Annotated in this window: 21 protein-coding genes and 1 tRNA gene; 19 read left to right on the forward strand and 3 right to left on the reverse strand. The window is 38.8% G+C overall.

The genetic code is table 11. From position 1 onward, the window contains the following. Nucleotides 1–91: 91 nt before the first annotated feature. The 3 genes from ACF3OC_RS05400 to ACF3OC_RS05410 all read left to right on the forward strand — a co-directional run bounded on the left by ACF3OC_RS05400 (nt 92) and on the right by ACF3OC_RS05410 (nt 3,861). On the forward strand, nt 92–1,507 hold the full coding sequence (locus tag ACF3OC_RS05400; protein ID WP_094258213.1) for a Gfo/Idh/MocA family oxidoreductase: 1,416 nt from the start codon (nt 92–94) through the stop codon (nt 1,505–1,507). 25 nt (nt 1,508–1,532) lie between these two features. Continuing rightward, nucleotides 1,533–2,552 carry a DUF1080 domain-containing protein gene (locus ACF3OC_RS05405; RefSeq protein WP_094258214.1) on the forward strand — a complete coding sequence of 340 codons (1,020 nt, stop codon included), beginning with the start codon at nt 1,533–1,535 and terminating at the stop codon, nt 2,550–2,552. Between the two features lie 265 nt (nt 2,553–2,817). Beyond that, on the forward strand, nt 2,818–3,861 hold the full coding sequence (locus ACF3OC_RS05410; protein WP_256962508.1) for a major royal jelly family protein: 1,044 nt from the start codon (nt 2,818–2,820) through the stop codon (nt 3,859–3,861). Here ACF3OC_RS05410 and ACF3OC_RS05415 read toward each other — a convergent pair. Together ACF3OC_RS05415 and ACF3OC_RS05420 are read right to left on the reverse strand one after the other, a co-directional pair. Continuing rightward, the gene (locus tag ACF3OC_RS05415; protein WP_094280374.1) at nt 3,856–4,158 is read right to left on the reverse strand and encodes a Smr/MutS family protein; all 303 of its coding nucleotides are present in this window, start codon (nt 4,156–4,158) and stop codon (nt 3,856–3,858) included. The two genes, ACF3OC_RS05410 and ACF3OC_RS05415, sit on opposite strands and share 6 nt — an antisense overlap. A gap of 11 nt (nt 4,159–4,169) precedes the next feature. Continuing rightward, nucleotides 4,170–5,072, reverse strand: a complete 903-nt coding sequence (locus ACF3OC_RS05420) for a hypothetical protein (protein WP_144043682.1) — start codon at nt 5,070–5,072, stop codon at nt 4,170–4,172. Between the two features lie 225 nt (nt 5,073–5,297). Between ACF3OC_RS05420 and ACF3OC_RS05425 the strand changes: the two genes are divergently transcribed. The 4 genes from ACF3OC_RS05425 (at nt 5,298) to ACF3OC_RS05440 (ending at nt 7,399) form a co-directional block, all read left to right on the forward strand. Continuing rightward, nucleotides 5,298–5,371 (forward strand) — tRNA-Pro (locus ACF3OC_RS05425). 297 nt (nt 5,372–5,668) lie between these two features. Continuing rightward, nucleotides 5,669–6,904, forward strand: coding sequence for a site-specific integrase (locus tag ACF3OC_RS05430; RefSeq protein WP_306427040.1), 1,236 nt, complete (start codon nt 5,669–5,671; stop codon nt 6,902–6,904). Between the two features lie 53 nt (nt 6,905–6,957). Beyond that, entirely contained in the window at nt 6,958–7,146 is a 189-nt protein-coding gene (locus tag ACF3OC_RS05435) for a hypothetical protein (RefSeq protein WP_144034608.1), read from the forward strand. Next, nucleotides 7,124–7,399, forward strand: coding sequence for a helix-turn-helix domain-containing protein (locus tag ACF3OC_RS05440; protein ID WP_002993139.1), 276 nt, complete (start codon nt 7,124–7,126; stop codon nt 7,397–7,399). The genes ACF3OC_RS05435 and ACF3OC_RS05440 overlap by 23 nt, the downstream gene beginning before the upstream one ends. A gap of 28 nt (nt 7,400–7,427) precedes the next feature. On the opposite strand, the gene ACF3OC_RS05445 is transcribed toward ACF3OC_RS05440, so the two are convergent. Next, nucleotides 7,428–7,580, reverse strand: coding sequence for a hypothetical protein (locus ACF3OC_RS05445; protein WP_002993140.1), 153 nt, complete (start codon nt 7,578–7,580; stop codon nt 7,428–7,430). Between the two features lie 478 nt (nt 7,581–8,058). Between ACF3OC_RS05445 and ACF3OC_RS05450 the strand changes: the two genes are divergently transcribed. The 12 genes from ACF3OC_RS05450 (at nt 8,059) to ACF3OC_RS05505 (ending at nt 14,884) form a co-directional block, all read left to right on the forward strand. Continuing rightward, nucleotides 8,059–8,451, forward strand: coding sequence for a single-stranded DNA-binding protein (locus ACF3OC_RS05450; protein ID WP_002993142.1), 393 nt, complete (start codon nt 8,059–8,061; stop codon nt 8,449–8,451). 43 nt (nt 8,452–8,494) lie between these two features. After that, a complete protein-coding gene (locus tag ACF3OC_RS05455; RefSeq protein ID WP_002993143.1) occupies nt 8,495–9,568 on the forward strand; it encodes a DUF932 domain-containing protein in 1,074 nt (357 codons plus the stop codon). A 52-nt stretch (nt 9,569–9,620) separates the two neighbouring features. Continuing rightward, on the forward strand, nt 9,621–9,818 hold the full coding sequence (locus ACF3OC_RS05460; RefSeq protein ID WP_002993144.1) for a hypothetical protein: 198 nt from the start codon (nt 9,621–9,623) through the stop codon (nt 9,816–9,818). Between the two features lie 25 nt (nt 9,819–9,843). Further along, complete coding sequence (locus tag ACF3OC_RS05465) at nt 9,844–10,182, forward strand: hypothetical protein (RefSeq protein WP_002993145.1); 339 nt, start codon at nt 9,844–9,846, stop codon at nt 10,180–10,182. Nucleotides 10,183–10,200: 18 nt separating this feature from the next. After that, on the forward strand, nt 10,201–10,425 hold the full coding sequence (locus ACF3OC_RS05470; protein ID WP_002993146.1) for a hypothetical protein: 225 nt from the start codon (nt 10,201–10,203) through the stop codon (nt 10,423–10,425). Then, nucleotides 10,425–10,622, forward strand: a complete 198-nt coding sequence (locus tag ACF3OC_RS05475; RefSeq protein WP_002993148.1) for a hypothetical protein — start codon at nt 10,425–10,427, stop codon at nt 10,620–10,622. The genes ACF3OC_RS05470 and ACF3OC_RS05475 overlap by 1 nt, the downstream gene beginning before the upstream one ends. Before the next feature lie 11 nt (nt 10,623–10,633). Next, nucleotides 10,634–11,242, forward strand: a complete 609-nt coding sequence (locus ACF3OC_RS05480; RefSeq protein ID WP_002993149.1) for a PRTRC system protein E — start codon at nt 10,634–10,636, stop codon at nt 11,240–11,242. Nucleotides 11,243–11,260: 18 nt separating this feature from the next. Beyond that, the gene (locus ACF3OC_RS05485; protein WP_002993150.1) at nt 11,261–11,479 is read left to right on the forward strand and encodes a PRTRC system protein C; all 219 of its coding nucleotides are present in this window, start codon (nt 11,261–11,263) and stop codon (nt 11,477–11,479) included. Between the two features lie 17 nt (nt 11,480–11,496). Beyond that, a complete protein-coding gene (locus tag ACF3OC_RS05490) occupies nt 11,497–12,651 on the forward strand; it encodes a hypothetical protein (protein ID WP_094280377.1) in 1,155 nt (384 codons plus the stop codon). A 10-nt stretch (nt 12,652–12,661) separates the two neighbouring features. Beyond that, nucleotides 12,662–13,375 (forward strand): PRTRC system protein B, encoded by a 714-nt coding sequence (locus ACF3OC_RS05495; RefSeq protein ID WP_002993152.1) that lies wholly within the window; start codon nt 12,662–12,664, stop codon nt 13,373–13,375. Continuing rightward, nucleotides 13,375–14,181: a PRTRC system ThiF family protein gene (locus ACF3OC_RS05500; protein ID WP_094280378.1), complete on the forward strand. Its 807-nt coding sequence runs from the start codon at nt 13,375–13,377 to the stop codon at nt 14,179–14,181. Before ACF3OC_RS05495 ends, ACF3OC_RS05500 begins: the two co-directional genes overlap by 1 nt. Nucleotides 14,182–14,575: 394 nt before the next feature. Further along, a complete protein-coding gene (locus tag ACF3OC_RS05505) occupies nt 14,576–14,884 on the forward strand; it encodes a helix-turn-helix domain-containing protein (protein WP_002993154.1) in 309 nt (102 codons plus the stop codon). The last annotated feature ends 8 nt before the right edge of the window (nt 14,885–14,892 follow it).

Genomic DNA, 14,892 nt, shown 5'->3' on the forward strand with positions numbered 1-14,892 from the left:
TTATTAACCAATAAGGTCTCTTAAATTAGGTTTTTTTTTTATTTTTAAGCTAATCATTCATGTAACATTCATAAACCTAAACATATTACAGATGAATCATTATTTTTCTCGAAGGAGTTTTTTAAAGAAATCCATAATTGCTGGAGGAGCCTTGACTTTGGCTAGTAGTCCATTAGGCAGTATTGTAATGGCAAAACCTAATGAGCGAGTTAACTTAGCTGCAATTGGGATAGGTTTTAGAGGGGGAGAGATCCTTATGGAACTTCATAAAACCGGGTTATGTAATATCGTTGCATTATGTGATGTGGATATGGGTGCAAAACATACGGAAGCTGCAATCAAGCAATTTCCAGATGTTCCGAGATTCCAGGATTTCAGACAAATGTTTGATAAGATGGGGAATCAAATCGATGCGGTAACTGTAGGTGTACCAGATTTTTCTCATTTCCCAATTACCATGATGGCATTGGATCTTGGAAAGCATGTTTATGTAGAGAAGCCAATGGCTCGTACTTTTTTAGAAGTGGAGTTGATGATGGAAAAGGCTCGGAAAAATCCAAAATTGGCTACTCAAATGGGTAATCAAGGACATTCTGAAGCTAACTATTTTCAATTTAAGGCATGGACTGAGGCAGGTATCATTAAAGATGTAACTCAGATTGTAGGCCATATGAATATGCCACGTAGATGGCATGGCTGGGATGTAAATATGAAGAACTTCCCACCTGCAGAAGCAATTCCTAGTACGATGGATTGGGATTTATGGCAAATGCAAACATTGGGACACAACTATAACAAGGATTTTGTGAATGGACAGTGGAGATGTTGGTTTGATTTTGGAATGGGAGCATTAGGAGATTGGGGAGCCCATATCTTGGATACATCCCATGAGTTCCTGAAATTAGGATTACCTACGGAAGTAGGAGCAGAGATGTTAGAAGGACATAATTCTTTCTTCTTCCCAATGTCTTCTACCTTGAAATTTAGCTTTCCAAAACGCAAGGGAATGCCTGCATTAGATATTATGTGGTATGATGGTATTAATAATCTTCCTCCAATTCCAGAGGGCTATGGAGTTTCAGGATTGGATCCCAATATTCCACCGCCAAGCACAGGAAATCTAGAACCTGCAAAATTAAATCCAGGAAAAATTATTTATGGTAAGGATCTTACCTTCAAAGGTGGTTCACATGCCAGTACATTGTCGATTATTCCAGAGTCTAAAGCAAAAGATTTGGCGAATAAACTACCGGAAGTACCTAATACTCCTTCTAATCACTTTGCCAACTTCTTAAAAGCTTGTAAAGGGGAAGAAAAGACTCGTTCTTCATTCGATATTGCAGGACCTTTGAGTCAAGTATTCTGTTTAGGTGTGATAGCACAGCGATTAAATGGAAAATTTAAGTTCGATCCTGTGAAAAAAGAAATTACAAATGATAAATTTGCTAATGCACTATTAATCGGACCACCGCCAAGACAAGGTTTCGAACAATATTATAAAGTTTAAAAAAATCAATCAAAAATAATTAAAGATGATCAAACAATTTGTTTACGGTTTAGCTATCTCAAGTATCCTTGGATTGGGCTTGACTTCATGTCAAAATGGTACACAGGAAAAAGCAGACAACCAAGAGAAAAAAGAAGAGGTGGAACATAATCCTGCATCACAAACTATTCCTGAGGAATCCAAAGAGCTTTTGGGTCGCTGGGATCTTAATGTAGACAAGAATGGAAAACAAGTACCTTCTTGGATTGAAATCAAATTATCTGGTTTTACTACTTTGGTAGGCTATTGGGTTGGCGATTCTGGAAGTAGCAGACCTATTTCACATATTAAATTGCAAGACGGTAAATTCTCTTTTGCTATTCCACCACAATGGGAAGGTGGCGAAGGAGATGTTGTAATTGAAGGTGAATTAGCAGGTGCAGATCTAAAAGGTACGATCACCAATAACAATGGTGAGAAATATACATTTACAGGAACTAAAGCTCCATATTTGAATAGAACTGCTGCTCCTAAATGGGGAACGCCAGTTGAATTATTCAATGGTAAAGACCTAACGGGTTGGAAGCCTTCTAATGATAAAAACAAATGGGTGGTTAAAGATGGAATCTTAACAAATGAAGAAGCTGGTGCTAACTTAATCACTGAAAAATCTTTTGAAGACTTCAAACTTAACCTGGAATTCAAATATCCTGAAGGAAGTAACTCGGGAGTTTACTTAAGAGGACGTTATGAGGTACAAATCGAAGATTCCCCTAAAGATAGACACCCAGGCAACCTTTATTTTGGAGCAATCTACGGTTTCTTGACACCTAATGCCATGGTTACAAACGGACCTAATGAGTGGAATAATATGGAGATTACTTTGGTTGGACGTTTAGTAACAGTTGCTATCAATGGTCAAACTGTTATTAATCAACAAGAAATCCCAGGAATCACTGGTGGTGCTTTGGATTCTAAAGAAGGAGAACCAGGACCATTGTATATTCAAGGTGATCATGGGCCAATTGAATTTAGAAAAATTACCATTACTGAGGCTCAAAAATAATTTTGAGAACATGGATTTGTATAAATCCCATTTAGGGTTTACAATCCAATAAGCTAAAAAGGCTGCTAATTTTAGTAGCCTTTTTTGTTTTAGTCATGCACTAATTCATTTAACTTTTAAAATATGCTATTGAAAATCAATTGATTAAAACAGTATTTCTCTTCATTTGTTATTTAATATATTGCATGTAAACAATCGATAAAATATGATGATGAAATATTTCCTGATAAATTTAATATTTGCTATTTCCCTTACTTTCAATGTTATGTCGCAAACTAAAAGTCCCCATTTAGAGCTGGTTGCATCTTTTGGAAAATCACAACCCATTGGTGTTTCCGTTTCTTCTGATAATAGAGTTTTTGTTTCTTTCCCTCATAAAGAGCCATATTTATATGGTTTAGCAGAAATTGTAAAGGGTGAGCGGAAGGCTTTTCCAGATAATAAATGGAATGCTACCTCGGGGGATTTTGAAAAACACTTTGTCAATGTCCAAGATATCTATGTTGATACCAATGATCAACTGTGGGTATTGGATTCGAAACCTGCATCAGCTGGATCTATTTTTGGGAAGGATGGGAATAATACCTCTCAAGGACAATTCAAGCTTGTTCAAATAGATTTGAAGAGTAACCAGGTAAAAAAAGTCTTTACTTTTGAAGATTTAGATAAAGACAAATCCGGCTTGAATGATGTCCGTGTGGATACTGATAAACAGTTAGCTTATCTTTCAGATCCTGGCCAAGCCTCCATAATTGTGTTAGATCTGAAAACTGGTAATACGAGAAAAGTATTAAGCAATACTCCTTTTACTGTAGCCAATCCAAATATTATTTTATCCTATAATGGACATGAAATGAAGGATAAGGATGGTAATCCTTTTAAATCTAATGTGAATGGTATTGCTTTGACCAAGGATAATAAATGGTTCTATTTTAAACCTATTAGTGCCTTGAATCTTTATAGAATTGAAACTAAATACTTGGCTGATTCTAGTATAAATGAAAATGATTTGTTAGCAAAAGTGGAAGATCTTGGGGAAGTAGGAGTGACACACGGTTTGGTTGCTGATAAGGTAGGGAATGTTTATTTAACAACCTCCTTGGATTATTCCATTAGACGAATAACTCCAGAAGGGAAATTAGAAATGCTGGTACAGGATTCTAGATTGCTATGGCCTGATTCCCTTGGTGTAGGTTCAGATGGATATTTGTATTTTTCTTGTGCTCAAATGCAGTTATTGCCGACATGGAATAATGGGAAGGATCAGGTTCAATATCCCTACGAGGTTTATCGAATCAAAGTCTTATAAGCCAATTACCACGACTACAATATCTTCATTGGAATAAGAAGGGTAAAAGTGGCTAATAGCATTGGATTGTTTATAGACTTTTAATTCCTCATAGATGGCATTCCTTAGTGCGCCTTTACCTTTTCCATGAATAAATTTTATTTCCGGATAATCCCAATAAATGGCAGCATCTAGTTGTTCCCTGAGGTAATCAATTGTTTCCATGAGCAATTCATCCAACTCATAATTATCCAAGTCGGCGAGAAAAGCCTCGGCATGTAAATCGACCGTCTTTTTGGGTTTGGGAAGAGAACGCATGAAAGAAGATATTAATTGATGCTTCTGCCAATTAGATTAGGAAGTAATGCTTTCGCCTCATCGATTTTTTGTTCCTGTAGCAATGTGATATAAGGTTCTAGTTTTTTATAAGTCGCAGAATTTGGAGCAAAATCTTTTAAATAAGTATAAGCTTCCTGAAAATATGGTGAAATTTGTTGGCTTTCAATGGCTGGGGTATTATCCATTCCAATCGTAAGGGTTGTGAAGTATTTCTCGTATTCCTTTTGGGCTTTTTCTCCGGCTACTGAACCTTTGGTCTTATTTGCAAAATCTTCATACCAAACGGTTCTTTGTACCAATGACTGGAAAGGAATTGCAATTGCAGCATCATCTGCATAACCTTCCATATTATCTCTTCCAATTTGTTGTAATAATATCTCAAGATCCGATGAGATATATGGATAGAAATTATCTTGAAAATACAATGGATTAGGTTCTAGGTCAAACATACCTTCAGTTTCACGAACTCTAAAGCCATTACGATTAATTTTATCATAGGCTTTTTCAAGGTCTGAAGGAACTGCAGCCTTTCCTCCATCGAATTCAATATTTACTAAGGGTCTGTAGTTTATTTCTTCATCAAATGCGGAACGATTTCCATACATGGATACTTTATCGATATAATCCATAAGTAAAGCGACTGCTTTATCATTTTCAGGATTTTCTTTGTTTTCGAAGAGCTCCTTGAATTTAGTGGTTGCTTTGCCTACGCTTTCGATGTCAGTAGAATCCAAGGCAAGGATATAATCTTCCAATGCTTCCACCTTTGTTAAATTATATTCTTCAGGGTTTTCTACACTTGTTGTATCATTGCCTTTTTCCTCTTTTGTATTCGAAACACAGGCAGTCAGAAAAAGGGATAAGATTAAGCAATTTCTAAAAAGTTTCGTCATAATTGTTTTGGAAATTATGTTTAAAGCTTGTTTCATTCTTGTTCAAATATCGTATTTTATTCCTATTTAATAGTATAAACGTTGAAATGGGGGTTATTGTGTCGTAGAAAAAGTAATTTATTCTCATAATAATCAATATGTTAATTTAATGTTTCGATTACTATTTGGAAGATTGTATGGAAAGGTTGTATATTTGTGCCACACAAGAAAAAGGTGATACCTTCTCGGGGTGTAGCGTAGCCCGGTATCGCGCCACATTTGGGATGTGGAGGTCGTAGGTTCGAATCCTGCCACCCCGACAACACTTACACTAAGTAAGGTCAAAAACCCTCAAATTCTATGAATTTGAGGGTTTTTTGTTTTATATTATATCAGGAAACCCCAATAAATATCAATCTAAATGTGAGTTAAACGGTGAGTCTTTTTAAGTTTTATATTTACTCACCGGATAGCTTATAAATAATTGTAAATCATTTATTTACAACATTTATTTTGATGCTATTTATTATTGTTTGACTTCTTTACTGCATCATATCCAATAGTTGGATTGAGAGAACTGCACTAAAGTGTATCAGTTGAACATAAAATAAATGGATATGAAGAGTAAAAACACTTTTGGGATTCAATTCCTGTTACGGTTGCCCAAGAACAAGAAAGACGAAATGGCCACTGTTTATGCAAGGATTACAGTAAACGGCCGTAGAACTGAAATTTCCCTAAAAAGCAAAGTATCGATCAACAATTGGGACGAAGTAAAAGGAAGAGCAAAAGGAAAACGCCAAGAAATCGTAAAGCTGAACAGCCACATGGAGCAGGTACGCTCCCTTATTTTCGATTGTTATCACCAGTTGGTGCAGCAAAATAAAACCGTTACCATTGAAGCGGTTAAATCTGTCTACCTAGGCGAGGACATAGAGGAAACAATGACTCTTCTAAAGCTAGTGGAATACCATAAACAAGTGGCAGTAAGTAAACTTGCCCCCGGTACCATGAAAAATTATTATACCACCGAAACCTATATTCAAAAATTTATAAAACAAAAATATGGAAAAAAAGACATACCGTTGGATGAACTGAACTATCGGTTCATTTTGGATTTTGAAAACTTCCTTAATGACTACAAACCTAAAGATCATCATAAGCCCATAAATAATAATGGGGTGATGAAACATATGGAACGTTTGCGGAAGATGGTCAATTTGGCTGTTACGATGGATTGGCTGGTTAGGGATCCATTTGCCAAATACAAACTTCGGTTTGAAAAGGTAGAAAGAGGCCATTTGTCAAAAGAGGAGCTAACTGTTTTGCTTAATAAATCCTTTTCAATAGAGCGTCTGCAATCCGTGTCGGACATGTTCATTTTTAGTTGCTATACAGGTCTTGCTTACATCGACATTTTTAACCTGACCCCCGAAAATATTTCAAAAGGAATCGACGGAAAAGATTGGTTGACGACAAAAAGACAAAAGACCGATACAACGGTTCGAGTTCCTTTGCTGCCCGAGGCTTCAGATCTTCTTAAGAAGTACAGAGGGCATCCGGTAGCTGAGGCGAATGGAACGATCTTCCCTGTCATATCCAACCAGCGAATGAACGGTTATTTAAAAGAGATCGCAGAAATTTGCGGCATCAATAAAAATTTAACGTTCCATCTCGCAAGGCATACTTTTGCTACAACGGTGACATTAAGCAATGGTGTGCCAATTGAATCGGTGAGTAAAATGCTTGGCCATACATCTATACGTACCACCCAAATTTATGCTAAGGTGTTGGAACATAAGCTAAGTGAGGATATGCACAAGTTAGAGGTTAGAATGGCTTCCCAGGATTAGATACTTCTAGATCATTATTGAAATGAAACGAGGTAAGGTTGTAATTTTAATGGATGCAATACTATATGTGTGCCTTTGGACGCCAAATGCAACCACTGACTGCCATGTTGATCAAATTCGTAGATACTTTTGGTTCATTTGTATCCGTAAAGACAGAAAAGACCATAAATCAATTCTGTTCTAGAGGAGAGAATTTAGAAACATTAAAAAGCAGCGCAAATGAAAGTAGAACTTATCACTAAAGAAGACTTAGATAGCTTTAAAAAGGAACTTCTTGAAGAAATCAGGAGAAATAGACCACATCCGAGAAAAGCCGAAAAGGAGCCTCGGGAATGGCTCAAGAGTTACGAGATCCGAGAATTATTGGGGATTTCAGCGGGGACACTCCAAAACCTTCGGCTAAACGGAACGTTACCGTTCACGAAAATCGGTGGATTGATGTATTATCGGTATGAAGATATCCGGAAACTAATGGATGGTGTTGATGGGAGTTAGGGATTAAAATATTAAAAAATAAATGATATCAAGCAGGATTTGACGATCCTGCTTTTTTTTTGCCGGTACTTTTTGCAGCCAAAGCACATTTACCTCCCATAGCAATATCCTCGCAGTAAAAGAGCTTTCCGGCTATTTCTGAAACAGAAATTTTTAAAAAAAACCTCTCCGCTATTCCCATTTTCAGATATTTTTAAAATCCCTGTTCTGTGGTTTTGAGAACCACACCTTAAGAAAACATTTATCAATCCGACGAATTGGAAGTATTATTTCAATTCAAAACAGACCATTTTCTAATGCAATTTTCTCGGCTTCCACATTTCTTTTATTCAAAGAAGCCTGTATGCACTATTGTCCCATTTCAAGAGCAAAGGTATTTCCGTGTTCTTAACACCGCCAAAAGGTCAAGCAAGTTTGAAAAAAAATCTCCACCCGCTGGGTAGTATTTATTTTTCAAAACCTTGTGTCGGCTAAACACGAACCTTTTATGCTCGTGAAACGAAACATAGCATACTCCGGCTCTTTGGACGAATAAAAAAAATGTCAGTTATGAAAATTATAAGCATTAAAAATGGTAATGAAACGAAACAGCACCTCCTCTCATTACCGAATAAATCAGAAAAATTAAATCAAATATCAATCACTAAAAATCAGCGAAAATGAACATCACAGGCAGACTGACAAGAAATGCGGAAGTACGCACATTGTCGAACGAAAAACAGGTGGTAAACTTTTCAGTAGCGGTAAACGACAGCTACCGTAACAAACAGGGCGAACGAGTAGAGCAAACCACCTACTTCGATTGTGCCTACTGGATAACTCCAAACGTGGCAAGGCTACTGACAAAAGGCACTTTGGTAGAACTCACAGGGCGTGTAAGTCCGAGAGCGTGGGTAAACAAAGACGGAGAACCAAGAGCAGGACTTAATTTCCATACCTCACAAATCAAATTGCACGGAGGTAGCAATAGAGCCGAAACCGTACAGGTTACTGCAAAAGCAGAAAACAACAGCATTGCAGGAATATCAACCGAGGACGACCTCCCATTTTAACAACGAATATTCAATCGTTTTTCAACATCAAAATTTTAGCATTATGGCACATAACATCAATTACAACGAGAAAACAGGACGTTATTCATTCTTTAGCGTTCAGCAAAAAGCGTGGCACGGTCTGGGGCAAATCGTAGAGCAGTACCCCACAAGCGAGGAAGCTATCCGACACGCAGGGTTAGATTACGAGGTAGTCAAATCCCCTCTGTTTACCAAAGGTTCGGGCATTACCGAAACCGCAGACGGTATCGAGATAGGCAGTAACGAACTGGAAGTACCTAACTGTTTCGCCAACATACGCACCGATAACAATGCCGTATTGGGCGTAGTGGGTAAAGATTACCACATCGTACAAAACCGTGAAGCGTTCAGTTTCTTTGATGCTATCGTAGGAGGTGGCGAGGGTATTCTGTACGAAACCGCAGGGGCATTGGGCAAAGGCGAACGCATTTTTATCACAGCCAAATTGCCCGACTATATCCGTGTAGGCAATGGCGATGATGTTACGGAAAAATACATCTTCCTTACCACAAGCCACGACGGAAGCGGAAGTATTACCGCAGCGTTTACGCCTATCCGTATCGTTTGCCAAAACACCCTTAACGCTTCATTGCGGAATATGACCAATGTAGTCCGTATCAAGCACACATCGGGAGCAAAACAGCGTATCGAGAATGCACATAGGATAATGGGGTTAGCCAACACATTGAGCGACCAGCTACAGGGTATTTTCAATGACTGGACAACGATAAGGGCAACAGACCAAGAGGTCAGAAAGCTAATCCAATTGGCACTATGCCCGAACAAAGAAACCCTTGAGCTCATCAAAAAAGGTGCTGAAGACGAAATATCAACAATGTTTAAAAATGCCGTGAACGATGCGTTTGCCTATGCAATGACGAGTGATACGCAACAAATGGACACTACAAAAGGCACATTGTTCGGAGCATACAATGCTGTTACAGGCTACTTCCAAAATGTACGCAATTACAGGGATGACGAAGCCAAGTTACAGAGTATTGTATTGGGTGGAACGGCTCAAATGAAAGGACAAAAAGCATTTGACCTATGTACAGCCTTTGCGACAGACGGTGCGGAAATCCTAAACCTCAATTAGATAATCACAGGCTACCGCCACAATCGGTGGTAGCCTGTTAAAAATAAGTTTTATGAAAGCGATAACAATAGAGGAAGCCAAAAATTTGGCGAGAGCCAAGAGCCTTGAAAAGAAGCACAAAGGCGAAAGCGTATTTATCATTTACTGCAATCGTACAGAGCATTTCTATATAGACACGAACGGTTTAGTACGCCTTTGGGAAAAATTACACGGCTACTATGTAAATGGGGTTTATGCCACCGAAGATTAACGCATAACATTCAAAAGCAGTTACAATGGAAACGAACGCCATAGCGATAAAATTTGTCAGCCACGAAGTACCCGAATTGGAAACGCTGAAAACCTCAAAGGTCTATCAGCTAAGGGAAAAACTGAACAAGGGCGAGAAGCTAAGCCGAGCCGAGAAAAATTGGATTGCGGAAGCGGTAAACCGAAACGCCTTTTTTAACGGGGCAGTTCCCCTAATGGGTTATCGGTTTGGGTTTGATGATATTCTAAAAACCTATGTAGTGAAGCAGTACGACAGTTGGCAGGAATACAGCGCACCCGACAAAACGAGCCTACGGAGTATAATCTATGGCAGGATTGACCAAATAGCAGAAATCAGTCATTAACACTTAAAGCAATCAAAGATGGAAACAACAGATAGAATTACCAAAGAAACAGACCTTGAAAAGTTTTGCAGGGAGCGATTTAAGCACTTGACCAATGCACAGCTTGTGGCAAGGGTAAACGGTCTTCCCGATTTTGGTTGGGATGATGAGGGCGTGGAACTGCGAAGAAGGCATAGGGTATCAAACGGTGCGTTTGACTATGCCTTTAATCATAACACGATGGTAATCCTAAAAGACGATTAATGATGTACGTAACAGATTTAAACGGTTGCCAAATCGAAGTAACGGATTTAAAGGAAGCCATAAAAATAGCAGGGCGGTACAAAGAATACCGCCACGAGGACGAGCGTTTTTCCGAGTTCGACAAGAGGCAAAAAGCCTATTGGGCGGATATGTACGAGAAACTTACAGCCATCAAAGAACAAGTAACAACACATTAAAACTCACAGCAATGAACACAAATTTTTTCAATCAAGTACAGCAGTTGGATTTTACAGGAATATTGCAACTGAACATTTCTAAGGGGATAGAAAACAAACTAATCGTAACAGTATTGCTCAACAATGAGCAATGCGGAGATAGTGCGAAAAACCTCATTCCCCCATTGATTTTTAACGCCACTTCGCAGGAGTTTGACGAGGGATTTTTTGAGCAGATAAACGCACCAATTAAAGCCATATCGGGTTTAATGGTGGATATGGAAGCCTTTATGAAGCAAATGGAAACCGTCAAACTGCAATCCGAAATGGAGAAGCAGAAAACCGAGAAAGCCAAAAAGGAAAAAGAAACCAAAGACAAGAAGTACAAAGACGGTATGGCAAAGGTGGACGAGTTGGAGAAAGAGGGCAAGTTCCGTGAAGCGTGGATGAAAGTACCCGACATTACGGAGTTTCCCGAAAAAGCGGACGAGATACGCAAACGCAAAACGTCATTGTCCGACAAGTTCGGGACACCGAGCCTTTTTGGTGGAGTAACGGAGGAGCAACCCGAACCGCCAAAAACGGAGGAGGTTGCTACCTATTGCCCAATAAATACAACAAACGAAGAAGTAGAATATTAACAATTAAAAACGAACATTATGTTATTAGCAACAGTATTACCGAGAATTTTCATACTCAAAGATAAAGGACAGGATATTCCATTGACTGACCCCGAACCACGTTGGAGCGTGGAAGCCGTAATGAATTTCTATGCAAATTCTTATCCGATACTGACCACTGCCAAAGTATCTGCCCCTGTTATCCGTGACGATACAATACAGTACCGATTTGAGAGTGTAATGGGAACGAAAGGTTAAATCAAAAATCAAAAAAAATGAATTATGCAACGCAATATCATATCGGGCATCATCAAAACCCTACAGCAACCGAAACAGAAGACTTTGCACAAACAGTTGGGCGAGTTCGCAGATTGGATGCAAAGACCAAAGAACGCAGACGAAATAAGAAAAGACAAAATGAAATCGGTACCGATAACGGTACTACCAATGGTTTTCTAAAATGCTCATTTCTGCCTAAACTGCAAGAAGCACAAACCGTACAGGCTTGTGGAAAATCGGAAAAGACGGAAAGGGATTTTTATCAGTCCCTTTCCAAATTGGCAGGGCATTACGGTATACAACCTATGCAGTCCAGGCAGTACGGCTATCCCTACAATATCGCTTTAGCTTTGGATTCCACAGAGGAACAGTTAAGAAAGAAGTTTCGTGATTGGGAAGAACTCCGTTTGATACAGGATAGTAAGAAAACGTATTTCGTAAGTGAAGAACGGTACAGTACAGGTGCAACCCTGTATTACATTCCCGTAGTGCCATTGTACCGACTATCTAAGCATCCCAATCGCAAGCAAGCCGTACAGCTATTGCAATCCGTGTGTGCGTACCTATACCACATTGCAGATGTTCCTTACTATCGACAGGAAAACAGTTATCTGTATTGGATGTATGAAATGGTAACAGAGTGGATTGTAAGCGATGACGAGAATGAGGACACGACAACGTATTTAAGCGAGATTAGGCAATCAGAACAGATAGGCGAACGTATGGAGCAGAAAATTTACAACAAGCACAATTTGAGCCGATTTGCAGTCCGTTTAAACTCCTTTAAAATCAAAGACAGCTTTGACCAAGATTGCTACAAACTGGCAAGTGAAGCCTTTGCCTTGTATGAACAATACCCGAATGCTACCATAAACCGTAATGCCCTGCCAAGCGGAGAAGCAAGCGAAGAAGATATGGAAAATAGTATAGGTGTGGAAAAGTACGTTTCGTTCTGTGCCGATGCAAAAGGTATTTTGTTTCAAACACTTTTTGAGAGCGTGAACACCGAGTTGCAAGAATACGGACAAATGGAAGAACCCACCATTGTGAAAAGGTTTGATGGTAGTGATATTACTGCAAATACCCTTGAATTTGAAAACCGTGTTTTTGCCTTAATTGAGGAATTGATATACATACTGAATAACTTTTAGATACTCTAAAATGAAAGATATAACACAAAACTTTGGAACGCTTTACCACCCTTTATCGGCTTTGGTTTTTTACCAAACCAAAGGAAGTAATAGAACCACCTATGTAGAGCATTTTGATATGGATAGGAACGGTAATCCAATCAACGCCCATCCTTTGACCGAGAGAGAAGCTAAAGAATTGGCAAAAGCACTCAATACGGAAAAGGAAAAGAGCAAGGCATTTTTAAAATCTAACGGCATTCTGCCTACCAACGTCCTGCACATTAATCCGAGTGAAAACGGTACGGTACTTTGGTACACCAAAGCACGAAAAGTCAAAATGTTCTTTACTGAAAGTCTTGAAATACCAAACGGTACGGCGAAAGTACCTGCAATGCTTTGGTATGCAAGCAAACAGAGCCTTATTGTTTTCGCCCTAGAAAAAGACCGAAGACCTACCGAGAATACCGTATTATTTCACGCACCATTTTTCAATATTTACGAGGACGGACACGTATGTATGGGAACTGTAGATATCAATATCAAAAATTCTGCTTCGGTTGAAGAATTTATGCAAGCGTGGGAAAGCTACTTTTTTAACAGCTATTTCAGTCACTTGGTAAACGAACACAACCCCATAAAAGGAAATTGTGTAAGCCTTTGGAAAGACCTCATCGGCACAGACAAAGCCTTTCCTAAAGATATATTGAAAAAGACAAACAAGACCATAAAAACGATATTGTAATGAGCAAAGAAATTTTAAAAGTCCATTTTACGGACAGCGATTTGATAAATCCTACCAATCCCATAACGGTAAACGTAATCGGTGCAGGTGGTACAGGCTCAAAAGTAATGACTGCCTTGCTTGAGATGAACCACAGCCTAAACGAGTTAGGACACGCAGGGTTGTTTATTCGTCTTTGGGATGATGATGTAATTACCCAAGCCAATTTAGGAAGACAGCGTTTTGCAGAAAGTGAGGTCGGTTTGTACAAATCTGTTGCTATCATTAACCGTATAAATCGCTTCTCAGGTACGAACTGGAAAGCGGAAGCAAGGAAATTTGAAAAAGACAATAGCGACAGTTTCCCCGAAAATGCAGGAGGAAGTATTTATATTTCCTGTGTGGATAGCGTAAAAGCAAGATTTGAAATTGCGGAAATATTAAGTGAATTGAGCAATGGAAGACCCTATTCCAACCGCCCACGTTATTGGTTGGACTTCGGCAACAGTCAACATACAGGACAAGTTTTACTATCTACCATAGGAAAAATTCGCCAACCCAATTCAGAGAAATATGAAACGGTGGCAAGCCTGCCAATGGTTACGGATGAATTTGGCGAACTGCTTAAACAATCCGAACTGGAAGACGATACACCGAGCTGTTCCCTTGCCGAAGCGTTGGAAAAGCAGGACTTGTATATCAATTCCTCATTGGTTCAGATGGGTTGTTCACTGTTATGGGGTATGTTTAAAAATGGTTTGACACCATACAGGGGATTTTTTCACAACCTGAAAGATTTCCGAACCCATCCTATAAAAGTCGCCTGATTGGAAAATCGGGCGGCAAAAAGACACTCCCTCCCGATGGTCGGGACAGTCTTTTTGCATAAATCGGAGCAACCTCTTTGGCAAAATGGGATGCCTACCCACCATTCATTCCGGCACATTTTACCAAACAGGTTGCGACATTATTTGAGGGATGTTCATTATCCCTTTTGTTGTTTTAGGGAACTTCTTTTCTTGCCACATTGGCGACCAAAGAAAAGAAGCAAAAGAACGCCGCATTATTTACCGCCACACAGTTATTAATTTTATCAGATAATTACCTTGAAGAGCCACAATAACTGGTTAATAATATATTGCCTGCTCAATGCGATTAATAGTTAAAGGAATAACGTATATTTGACATTATTTGTCAAGTAGAATATTTCAAATACACAAAATGGATTATAAAAAAACAGTTGGAGAAATATTACGTGCTAAACGAGAGGAGAAAGGGCTTCTCTTAAGGCAAGTTGCTGCTTTGCTCGAAATGGATACAGCAATTCTGAGTAAAATTGAAAGAGGGCAAAGAAATATCAATAAGGAACAGGTTTTTAAACTCGCAGATATTTTGGGCATAGAACGAGAAGAATTACTTATTCAATACCTCAGTGAGAAAATTGCAATTGAGCTAAAAGACGAATCGTTGGCGGATAAAACTCTTAGAGTTGCCGAAAAGAAGATAAAGTATATGTCACAAACTAAATAATAAACCTC

Source organism: Sphingobacterium cellulitidis (genome assembly GCF_043187465.1).
GTDB lineage: Bacteria > Bacteroidota > Bacteroidia > Sphingobacteriales > Sphingobacteriaceae > Sphingobacterium > Sphingobacterium cellulitidis.

Bases quoted from the DNA above. Each gene is read 5' to 3' on its own strand.
- ACF3OC_RS05400 (WP_094258213.1), top strand. From the start codon at position 92: ATGAATCATTATTTTTCTCGAAGGAGTTTTTTAAAGAAATCCATAATT.
- ACF3OC_RS05405 (WP_094258214.1), top strand. From the start codon at position 1,533: ATGATCAAACAATTTGTTTACGGTTTAGCTATCTCAAGTATCCTTGGA.
- ACF3OC_RS05410 (WP_256962508.1), top strand. From the start codon at position 2,818: ATGTCGCAAACTAAAAGTCCCCATTTAGAGCTGGTTGCATCTTTTGGA.
- ACF3OC_RS05415 (WP_094280374.1), bottom strand. From the start codon at position 4,158: ATGCGTTCTCTTCCCAAACCCAAAAAGACGGTCGATTTACATGCCGAG.
- ACF3OC_RS05420 (WP_144043682.1), bottom strand. From the start codon at position 5,072: ATGACGAAACTTTTTAGAAATTGCTTAATCTTATCCCTTTTTCTGACT.
- ACF3OC_RS05430 (WP_306427040.1), top strand. From the start codon at position 5,669: ATGAAGAGTAAAAACACTTTTGGGATTCAATTCCTGTTACGGTTGCCC.
- ACF3OC_RS05435 (WP_144034608.1), top strand. From the start codon at position 6,958: ATGCAATACTATATGTGTGCCTTTGGACGCCAAATGCAACCACTGACT.
- ACF3OC_RS05440 (WP_002993139.1), top strand. From the start codon at position 7,124: ATGAAAGTAGAACTTATCACTAAAGAAGACTTAGATAGCTTTAAAAAG.
- ACF3OC_RS05445 (WP_002993140.1), bottom strand. From the start codon at position 7,580: ATGGGAATAGCGGAGAGGTTTTTTTTAAAAATTTCTGTTTCAGAAATA.
- ACF3OC_RS05450 (WP_002993142.1), top strand. From the start codon at position 8,059: ATGAACATCACAGGCAGACTGACAAGAAATGCGGAAGTACGCACATTG.
- ACF3OC_RS05455 (WP_002993143.1), top strand. From the start codon at position 8,495: ATGGCACATAACATCAATTACAACGAGAAAACAGGACGTTATTCATTC.
- ACF3OC_RS05460 (WP_002993144.1), top strand. From the start codon at position 9,621: ATGAAAGCGATAACAATAGAGGAAGCCAAAAATTTGGCGAGAGCCAAG.
- ACF3OC_RS05465 (WP_002993145.1), top strand. From the start codon at position 9,844: ATGGAAACGAACGCCATAGCGATAAAATTTGTCAGCCACGAAGTACCC.
- ACF3OC_RS05470 (WP_002993146.1), top strand. From the start codon at position 10,201: ATGGAAACAACAGATAGAATTACCAAAGAAACAGACCTTGAAAAGTTT.
- ACF3OC_RS05475 (WP_002993148.1), top strand. From the start codon at position 10,425: ATGATGTACGTAACAGATTTAAACGGTTGCCAAATCGAAGTAACGGAT.
- ACF3OC_RS05480 (WP_002993149.1), top strand. From the start codon at position 10,634: ATGAACACAAATTTTTTCAATCAAGTACAGCAGTTGGATTTTACAGGA.
- ACF3OC_RS05485 (WP_002993150.1), top strand. From the start codon at position 11,261: ATGTTATTAGCAACAGTATTACCGAGAATTTTCATACTCAAAGATAAA.
- ACF3OC_RS05490 (WP_094280377.1), top strand. From the start codon at position 11,497: ATGAATTATGCAACGCAATATCATATCGGGCATCATCAAAACCCTACA.
- ACF3OC_RS05495 (WP_002993152.1), top strand. From the start codon at position 12,662: ATGAAAGATATAACACAAAACTTTGGAACGCTTTACCACCCTTTATCG.
- ACF3OC_RS05500 (WP_094280378.1), top strand. From the start codon at position 13,375: ATGAGCAAAGAAATTTTAAAAGTCCATTTTACGGACAGCGATTTGATA.
- ACF3OC_RS05505 (WP_002993154.1), top strand. From the start codon at position 14,576: ATGGATTATAAAAAAACAGTTGGAGAAATATTACGTGCTAAACGAGAG.